At 35.6% G+C, this 9,899-nt stretch carries 6 protein-coding genes; 5 read left to right on the forward strand and 1 reads right to left on the reverse strand.

All coding sequences use genetic code 11. The features are described from left to right. Positions 1 to 43: 43 nt before the first annotated feature. The 3 genes from AC4BBR_RS07525 to AC4BBR_RS07535 are packed head-to-tail and all read left to right on the forward strand — an operon-like array spanning position 44 to position 4,842. A complete protein-coding gene (locus tag AC4BBR_RS07525; protein ID WP_490461918.1) occupies positions 44 to 724 on the forward strand; it encodes a hypothetical protein in 681 nt (226 codons plus the stop codon). 28 nt (positions 725 to 752) lie between these two features. Continuing rightward, on the forward strand, positions 753 to 3,527 hold the full coding sequence (locus AC4BBR_RS07530) for a hypothetical protein (protein ID WP_490461919.1): 2,775 nt from the start codon (positions 753 to 755) through the stop codon (positions 3,525 to 3,527). Positions 3,528 to 3,549: 22 nt separating this feature from the next. Continuing rightward, on the forward strand, positions 3,550 to 4,842 hold the full coding sequence (locus tag AC4BBR_RS07535; RefSeq protein WP_490461920.1) for a hypothetical protein: 1,293 nt from the start codon (positions 3,550 to 3,552) through the stop codon (positions 4,840 to 4,842). Positions 4,843 to 4,992: 150 nt separating this feature from the next. Here the strand turns inward: AC4BBR_RS07535 and AC4BBR_RS07540 are convergent, their stop codons facing one another. Continuing rightward, a complete protein-coding gene (locus AC4BBR_RS07540; RefSeq protein WP_490461921.1) occupies positions 4,993 to 7,413 on the reverse strand; it encodes a hydroxymethylglutaryl-CoA reductase, degradative in 2,421 nt (806 codons plus the stop codon). A gap of 184 nt (positions 7,414 to 7,597) precedes the next feature. On the opposite strand from AC4BBR_RS07540, the gene AC4BBR_RS07545 reads away from it, so the two are divergent. Beyond that, positions 7,598 to 8,749 carry a hydroxymethylglutaryl-CoA synthase gene (locus AC4BBR_RS07545; RefSeq protein WP_490461922.1) on the forward strand — a complete coding sequence of 384 codons (1,152 nt, stop codon included), beginning with the start codon at positions 7,598 to 7,600 and terminating at the stop codon, positions 8,747 to 8,749. A gap of 507 nt (positions 8,750 to 9,256) precedes the next feature. Further along, complete coding sequence (gene lepB / locus AC4BBR_RS07550; protein ID WP_490461923.1) at positions 9,257 to 9,796, forward strand: signal peptidase I; 540 nt, start codon at positions 9,257 to 9,259, stop codon at positions 9,794 to 9,796. The last annotated feature ends 103 nt before the right edge of the window (positions 9,797 to 9,899 follow it).

A 9,899-nucleotide genomic window follows, 5' to 3' on the forward strand; every position in this document is an offset into this window, starting at 1 on the left:
AGAGCACCTAAAGCTGATTAACAAAATTAAAGTAGGTGGGTCAATGAATTGTTTTGTTAATAAAAAAAGAAAAAGAGGGAAAAAAAGACAAAAATTTCTTATCGTGATTGGCAGTATGGTTTTATTACTATTTTTTTCAGTAGGTATTGCTTATGCTTTGCAAGTCAGTGAAGATCAAAAAGAAAATATATTAACGATACCAACAACGCAAGTCATACTTGATGAACAAGGTTTTGTAACTGATCCAAATGGTAATACAGAAAATATGTTAGCAAGTAAGAAAGCAAAAGCAACCAATACTGGTGAGACAGCAGTCTTTGTTAGAGCTTTGGTGATTCCGACTTTTCAAAAAGCGGAAACATCAAGTCAAGAAAGAAACGATCTCTTAAAACAGTCTTCGGTTTTGCCTGTTGCAATTGACAACTCTGCAGGGAAGAATACGATCGCTTTGAACAGTCAAGGAACGAAATGGTATCTTGGCAGTGACGGTTATTATTATTATTTAGCGATCCTTAATAAAGGAGAGTCTACGGATAATTTAATCAATGGGCTGACTAAACCGACTAATATGACTGATTTTAAAGGTTACCAATTGAATATGGATGTTAAAATCGAAGCTATTGGTGCATATAGCAAACGAGATGGACAAAAAGCGTTTATTGATGCATGGAATGGACCGACAGATCTAACCGTTAAAAGTCGATTAGACGGATTAGCAAATTAAGCAATAAAGAATTGGAGGTGAATCAAACGTGAAACATCATTCTTATAAGAATCTATTTACACGCTTCTTTTTCATAAGTAAAAAGATAAAAATAGCTTATTTGATGGTAATTTTAGCTCTATCTTTAGCTTCTATTTGCTTTTTCAAAAGTTCAGTTGTTTTTTCAGAAGAAACAGTGAAACAAAGTTCGACACAAACTTCAGAGAATCAAAAAAGCAATACCTCAGAAAAAGAATTAGATAAGAAAAAAATGTCATCTTCTTCTACTTCAGCGTCTACACAAGATTCAGAAAAATCTGCAAAAAAAACTACTTCGCCTGATAAAATAAAGAAAGGCATTGATAATCCTACTTCAATTACTCCTTTTAGTATTTATGCAGGTCATTACTATGATTATGTACCTGATCTATATAAGTATAATGGGGTTTCATTAGGTAGTCCTTCTGGATTTGAAGGAGAATGGCCTCCTTATAACAGTATTTACTCAGGAAAATATGGAACTGATTATTTTACTGGTAAGGCGGGAGATCTTGGAAATGATTGGCAATATCAATACGTTCAAATTGCCGGAATCGGCCATAAATTTCTCAATGTCAATGCAGAGTACAAAATGTATCGGACGATGCCATATCAAGTTGATGCTATTTCAAGTAAATATTTAGGTTATAGACCTGCTGGAGCGCTCTATAGACAGAAACTAGATTTAAATAAAAAACAAGTTATGGGATTTTATTATCGCAGTAGTATTGACGGACCAGGATTCACTGCAACCTTACACAATGACACTAACTTTAAACCTTCGACAGGGAACGAATTGTCAGATCCATTAGTTGAAAGTATGTTTGGTCCTATTGGTGGTGGCGGTTTTGGACTAGGAGCGTATCCTTTAACTTATATCGAAAAAAGCTATGCTAATTCAGTGGCTGGGGCGAATACCAATAGTACATGGGGATTAAATGGCTGGAATAGCAACCTTAGTGCAAAAAAATATGAAACAGACTACATTGAAAATGCCGTTTCTATAGAACTTGATTTTAATGGTGGTCAAAATCCGGAAGCAAGTTCAAATGGCCCAATAGGAAGTGCCTATAATCAGTACATTTATTCTGATGCACCATCTCCTCTTTCAGGTCATATGGCAATGATCAAGCCAGAACAGTTTAAATCGGGCATTATCACGAATGTAGAGCCACAATCGAATGCGTATCATAATTATTTTTCTGCAGCAGATGGATCGCCAGTAGGACCAATTTGGGATAAAGTAATTCCTACTAAGTCAGAAGGACTTTTGAAAGGTGGACGTGCGTGGCGTTATATGGAAGTTACGTGGGAGCCAATCCAAAATGAAGCTAATCCCTCTGCTCCAGTTACAGAAGGGGATTTATCAGCAGCAGTATACGCTTTAGATTCTGATTTTAATCGCTCAGGCATAAATCCTCAATTGGGAGCGGCAAGTGGCATTCCAACAATTAAATATCTTAACATTGATAGAAGTTCCAAAGGAGTAATTGCAAGGTTTGAAAAACCAGCTAGGATCAATATTCAACAAGAGTTTAAGACTTCAGATAATACTGTGTACTTTGAAGTAACGTCTTCCACAGGAGTTGCAGGATTTGGAGCTGGCGGGAGTGTTAATCAAAACCTTTTACCTACAATCATACCCGGACGTGGAACCAATAATTTGAATAATGAACCAAAAACAAATGTTAAGAAAACTGCTGCTCCTGATAACTTAGTTTATACCGAAGATACACCGCCAAACGACGTATCCCAAAAAACGAGTAAGTTTTCAATCGAATTTGAAAATGATGCATCCGATAACAAAAAAATTACTCAGTTTAATATTTTAGATGATTTATCTACTATTACGGATACGCCTTTTGAATACATTCCGTATGATTCGAATAATAAAAGTTCAGGAACAACGATCAAGATAATGAATGCAAGTGGCGTTGTAAAGTCGGGTTTTCCAATTACCGGACAACAAGCTGACAATTTTTGGAAGTCAAGCGTAGCTAATGCTAAATTAGATCAATTCGAATGGCCATCTTATCAAGGGGGACAAAAAGGGTTTCCTTATCCTTTAAATCCTGGTGACAAAGTTGTAGTCGAGTTTTATGTCAAATCTGTCTATACCTTCAAAACAGAAGATGGAAATCAAGTCATCAAAAAAAATGAAGCTCAAATAGATTTTGATACAGATTACGAAGGAATAAACGCAACGGGAAATACAAAATTGACTGATGCTGAAGTGACCTTATTGAAAGAAACTCAAAAGGATACGCATCTATTTTTAAGACAGGTTATGCGAACGGATGAAAACAGTGTAAAACCGATAGTGGTAAAACCAACCTTACCTATTCCAACACCAGGTTATGCTCGTATCACTGCAAATAATGGCTATACTTTTTCTATACCAATAGTCAGCTATAACTATAATATTACTGGTGTTACTTTTGGAGGGCAGTATGGGTTACCGAGCAATTTTACAGAAGTGATTGTTCCAAGTAAGGTTGCAGGTAATGCTCTATCGATGAAAGACGTATCGATCAGCGCGTTAGAGCAACCGATGTATTATCGCTTCGTCGGAATGAAAGTAGAAGATCAACTTCCTGTACCGCAAGGAGTAACAAATGAAAATCAAAGTATCTTACCAGATATAGCGAGTGCTACTTGGACTGGTGATATCTCAAATACAAAATATGTAACATTTATTTACGAACCTGTAAATAAAACATCTTTGGACTTTGAAAAACCGTTCAGTGGTTCTTTAAAGTTTAATCAAATCGGAAAAGTAAATTAATGAAATACGTTAGGAGAATAAAATGAAATATACTAAAGGGATTGTTAAAAAAAGTGTTCTAACTGTAGCTCTATTTTCAATGGGGGTATTATTGTTCAACAATACAATGACGGCGAATGCAGAATCGACAAGCGAAGTGAACGGGAATACAAATTCCCCCAAATCATCAAGAGTTGTAGCCAACAATTTTAAACAGTTTAAACAACTAATAGAATCAGGTGAATCTGTAATCACAGTGAATGGAACCATTCTTTTCACGGACGATGTTTATGTGGATGGGGATTTAGAAATTAATGGTTCTGGAAGATTAATAACAAATGGCTACGGATTAAATACAGACTACGGTAATTTTACTAAAATAGTTTTGAAAAATATAAGTGTTACAACTAGCGGAACAAAAAGTTTGATAGAAGATAGTTTTAATGAAATGGGAACAATTGAGATTGATTCGGTAACCTATTCTGGCAATAGACCATTAGTAAAAGTCCCAGGAAATGTAACGATATTCGGAAACAACAAATTAGAAATACAATCAAAATATGATAATTTTACGATTGACGCGGGATCTATCAACTATCAAGGTGCAGAGACAACTTCAGGACCAATAAAAGTGAATAAAGGTGATTTGACTGTTAATTCAGGCGAGCTAACAATCATAGGAACCTATGGATCAACGGGAATGAACCATGGAAGTATCGTTCTCAATGGAGATCATTCTATAATTGCGAATAATAGTGCAAAACTAAATGTTAATGCTACAGCCAATGGTGTTTATGCCCCAAAAGGAACATTATCAGTATCTGATGGAGCAAATGTCGTTATCAAATCAGATGGAAGCAAAATGCGGGCGGGGACACTGTATAGCGTCTTGTCTATTCAGAATATTTCTGTACAAGGAACAGGTGTTGCGGGAAACAATGGTAAGCTGACTGTGACCTCTCCCAATAGAATTAATGTCAGAAATATTGATTTAGGTGAATATGGATCAATTGATATTGATCAGGGAGGATTCGATTTTAATAATCAATACTATAGATGTACACCTATTTCTGTGAGAAATACAAGTATTGGGTTTATGAATATTAATATGGATAGCGGTTTTATTGAAGGGTGGGTGAATAGAGGAAAAACGACTACTCCGACACCTTCAAATATTTGGCGACCTATTTCTAACATTAGCTTAACTTTAGACACAGAAAATAGATCTTCAACCATTGCTCGATCAACAATAGATTATGCTGACAATGATCAATTTAAAGTGCAGTTTTCATTGCAAAATTATGGAAGAATAAGTAATATGCGTTTTGTTCGATAAACTCAGTAAATGATTTGTAATAGAAATAAGACTTTGAAAAAGAGAGGAACAGACACTCGTAAAGGCGATAGCCTCTTAGTGTCTGTCCCTCTCTTTCTTATCCGCGCATAAATTAATTGGAAAAAAAGAATCAGCGACTCTACAATGTATTTATGTTTGTCTTAATTCTAATAGAAAAGCGGAAGCTTGTTCTTGATTCATCAATCCCGATTTTAGTTTATCCGAGATGATTTCAATCTCTGATCCTGTTGCACCGATAGACATAGCTAAGGAACGAGCGTGTAAAGACATATGACCTTGCTGAATTCCTTCTGAGACTAATGCGCGTAAAGCAGCCAAATTTTGCGCTAAACCGACAGCTGCGATTATTTCTGCTAATTCTTTTGCATTCCCTACATTTAAAATCTCTAAAGCAGCCTGGGCTTTGGGTAAAATACCAATTGCACCTCCAACTATTCCAATAGCCAAAGGTAATTCTATCGTGCCTTTTAAGCCAGTTTCAACAAGTTCCCATTGACTTAATCCATGATAACTCCCTTTGGCAGCATGAGCATGAGCGGCAGCTGCTACAGCACGAGTATCATTACCAGTTGCTAAAACTACAGCTTCTATACCATTCATAATGCCCTTATTGTGTGTTGTAGCGCGATAGGGGTCTATCTGAGCTAGTCGTGAAGCAGCTACAATTTTTTCTGCAACTACTTTTCCAGTTTTTAAATCACCTGTTTTGCTTAAATGAGCAAAAGAAACGTCACAAGTTGCGGTCACTAAGGATTCCGTTGCGTAATTACTTAAGATGCTAAATAATATTTCATCATCAAACCACTGACGGAATAAATCAGCGACACCTTCTAAAATAGAATTGAGGATATTAGCTCCCATAGCTTCTTTCGTGTCAACTAGTAAATCCACTGATAAATAATTATCAGTTTCTGGAAAATGCCGTACTTGGATTTTTTTTAATCCACCGCCTCGTTTTACGATAGAGGGATAACTTTTTTCTGCTTGAGAGAAAATTTCTTCTGTGAACTGGTTAATTTTTTCTTCTATGGGTATGGAATCTATGATGTTCATAAAAACAATTTGACCTCGTAAAAGACTTTCAGACAAGTTACTTTGAATGCTGCCAGAATGCCGAATTATTTTAGCTCCATTACTACATGCAGCAATGACAGACGGTTCTTCTGTAACCATAGGAACTTGATAACTTTTGTTGTTTACTAAAACATCTGGAACAACTCCCATTGGCAACGCCATTTCACTGATTTGATTTTCAATTAAATGATTGGCGATATCTTCATTTAACGACATATTTTCCAATTCTTGTCTGTTTTCTATAGAAAGACTGCCTGTCTCTTGTAAATAAGTTAAACGTTCTTCTTTAGATAGTTGATAAAATTTTTTATTTGTTGTATCTTTTTGTGGGCGCTCAATGAGCATGGCAAGTCCAAGACCTCCGCCAACACATAGCGAAGCTACTCCGTATCGATTATTTGTGTCTTCTAATTGGTGTGCTAAAGTCGATACAATTCGAGTACCAGTTGCACCTATTGGGTGACCTAAGCTAATGGCACCACCCCAAATGTTCAGTTTCTCTTCAGGAATCTTCAATTCATTTTGAACGACAAGCGAAGAAGCAGCGAAAGCTTCATTGATTTCAAATAAATCGATATCACAAACGTCCATGTTGTTTCTTTGTAATAAGATCTGAATAGCTTTGATCGGTGAAATACCCATTATACTTGGATCAATTCCAATTTCTGTAACATCTTTAATCACAGCCATATAAGGAATGTGATGTTTTTCAGCGAACGATTTTGAAGCCAGTATCATTGCAGAAGCCGCATCATTAATCGTTGAAGCGTTACCAGCTGTAACAGAGCCATTTTCTTTAAAAACAGTTTTTAATGAACTTAATTTTTCTAAAGTTGTCTCGTTTCGAACCCCTTCATCGTGTTTAAAAATATTACCATCGAGGGATAAAGGAACTATTTCGGGTGCAAATTTATCTTCTGCTTGTGCTTTGGCCGCTTTCGTTTGAGAATGCGCTGCAAAGGTATCTTGCATTTTTCGTGTAATGTTAAACTGCTCAGCAATGTTTTCAGCTGTTAAGCCCATCGCTTTACCACTAAAAGCATCTGTTAAGCCGTCTACCATCATAGTAGGCGCAGGTTTTGAATAAGTTTCTTTTTCTTTATAAGTGATAGCAGGAGCTGTTGTCATACTTTCTGTTCCACCAGCTATAATAACATCAGCCTGACCTAATTGAATGGCTTGCCGTGCTAAGCTAATGGCTTTCATTCCTGATCCGCAGACTTCATTTACAGTAAAAGCTGGGATCTCAAAGTTTAAACCGCTGTTTATAGCAATTTGTCGTGCGGGATTTTGACCATTCCCCGCCTGTAATACGTTTCCAAAAATAACTTGTTTTATATGTTCGACGACTGTTGTATTTCTTGTAAGTAACTCTTTTGTAACAGCTGTCCCTAGCTCAACTGCAGATAATGATTTTAATTGTCCTCGATACTTGCCGATGGGCGTTCTCAAAGCGTCGATTATTACGATTTCCACGACGTCACCTCCACTATGAAATATACCATGCTTTGTGAAAAAAGAATACTCTATAAATCGCAATAAAAAAACTTCTGAAATACTTTAACAAATTTTGAACGATTCTTTTTTCTACCTACTTTGACTGAAGTTATGATAAATTATACTAAGTACTGAAAGAGAATATTGATAAAGGAGATATAAAATGAATGTTGGGATAGATAAAATCAGTTTTTTTGTACCGCCTTATTATGTTGATATGACAGATTTAGCTTTAGCCAGAGGGATAGATCCAAATAAATTTCATATTGGAATTGGACAAGATAAAATGGCAGTGAATAAAAAGACGCAAGATATTGTCACATTTGCGACAAATGCTGCAAAAAATATTTTAACGAATGAAGACAAAGAACAAATAGATATGGTAATCGTAGGAACTGAGTCTGGTATTGATGAATCAAAGGCTTCTTCGGTAGTTTTACATCGCTTGTTGGGGATTCAACCTTTTGTTCGCGCATTTGAAATAAAAGAAGCTTGTTATGCAGGAACTGCGGCTTTACAATATGCAGTAGCTCATATTAAAAGTCATCCTGAAAGCAAGGTGTTAGTTGTCGCATCTGACATTGCAAAATACGGCTTAGCTTCTGGAGGCGAACCAACACAAGGTGTAGGAGCTGTTGCTATGCTTGTATCGGCAGATCCAAGTATTATACTATTAAACGATGATAGTGTCGCACTAACGCAAGATATCTATGATTTTTGGCGACCAGTGGGTCACGATTATCCAATGGTAGATGGGCAATTATCTAATGAAACTTACATCCAAGCTTTTCAAAAAGTATGGGAGGAATACTGCCGTAGATACAACAAATCGATTGCTGATTTTCATGCATTAACATTTCATATACCGTATACAAAAATGGGGAAAAAAGCATTATTAGTTGCTTTGGAAGATGAATCGGAAGAAGAGCAAGAACGTATTTTAACGAAATATGAGGCAAGTATAATGTATAGTCGACAAGTGGGGAATTTATATACGGGGTCTTTATACCTTGGATTAATTTCGTTGTTAGATAATACTCAGTTGAAAGCTGGAGATCAGATTGGCTTGTTTAGTTATGGTTCAGGTACTGTAGCAGAATTTTTTAGTGGGGTACTTGTTGAAGATTACGAGAAACAATTACTCACTGACCTACATCAAAAACAATTAGCTGAACGAAAAGTATTATCTATTACTGAATATGAAGAGATGTTTAATGATGTATTAGACAGTAATATAGATGCTGTTTACGAAGATTCACTTCTTTTTAGTATCTCATCTATCTCAAATACAGTTAGATCTTATAAAGAAAAATAACCTACAAGAATAATCTATTGTAACTAATTGAATCAAGATACTCAAAGCAGCTTCAAATTGTTGATTTGCTGGGAATGGACAATATGTGCACGTCATGGAAGACATTTTATTTTTTAACTTTGTTCTAATCACTGTAAATGCAGAAATTCAAGAGCGTGGGACAAAACTGATCTTTAGTTTTGTCCCACGCTCATTCCTACGATAGCTTAAACGTCTGTTTGTAATAAATGTATCTTTGTATAGTTGTGGCAATTTTTATTCTTAGCAGAGCAATTTTATTCTTTGAACATTAAAATAAATGAGTATTGTTTGTGTTAATCAGAAGAAGTAAAATTGGAACAACCTTCATAAAATTAGTCTTAATTTCAACTTTTTCTTTATTAATAAAACCCTAATGCATAAATTTTTTAACGATGATTTAAAATTTTGAATAAATAGAAAAGAAATCTGTAGAAATTTCTTTTTCTGTGGTAAACTATAAAAAGCAAGTTTTTGGAGGAATGAAATTTGAAGTCTAAAGAGTTATTACATACAATATTATTTTTTGTTGGTTTAGCTACGTTACTATTTTTATTGCGACAGTTCGTTTTTACACCTGTTGTGGTCAAAGGACATTCTATGGACCCTACACTGGCGGACGGTGAACGAGTTATCGCTTTAAAAAATACAGAAATCAAACGTTTTGATATTGTGACGTTTCCTGCGCCAGACGAACCCGAAAAGAATTATATCAAGAGAGTGATCGGCTTGCCAGGTGACACGATTGAATCTAAAGATGATGTTTTATATATCAACGGTAAAGAAGTAAAAGAACCTTATCTAGATGAATTCAAAGAGGAAGTAACCGATGGGTTACCCTTGACGCTAGACTTTACATTGAGTGAAGTTGCTGGCAAGAAGAAAGTTCCGGACGGTGAATATTTCGTGATGGGTGATAATCGTCGGAATTCAAAGGATGGACGTATGATTGGTTTTATTGATAAGGATAAAATATCTGGTGACGTTAAGTTTGTTTTGTGGCCGTTAAATCGTTTTGGAACGATTTAGAAATTAGTCTCATTTATAATAATACATGAAAGCTCTCTTTTAACTAAGAGGGTTTTTTTGTTAAATAATGAAAGCCGTCTTCACGCTCAATTTATGATAAACT

The organism is Enterococcus sp. AMC1251 (assembly GCF_058216535.1).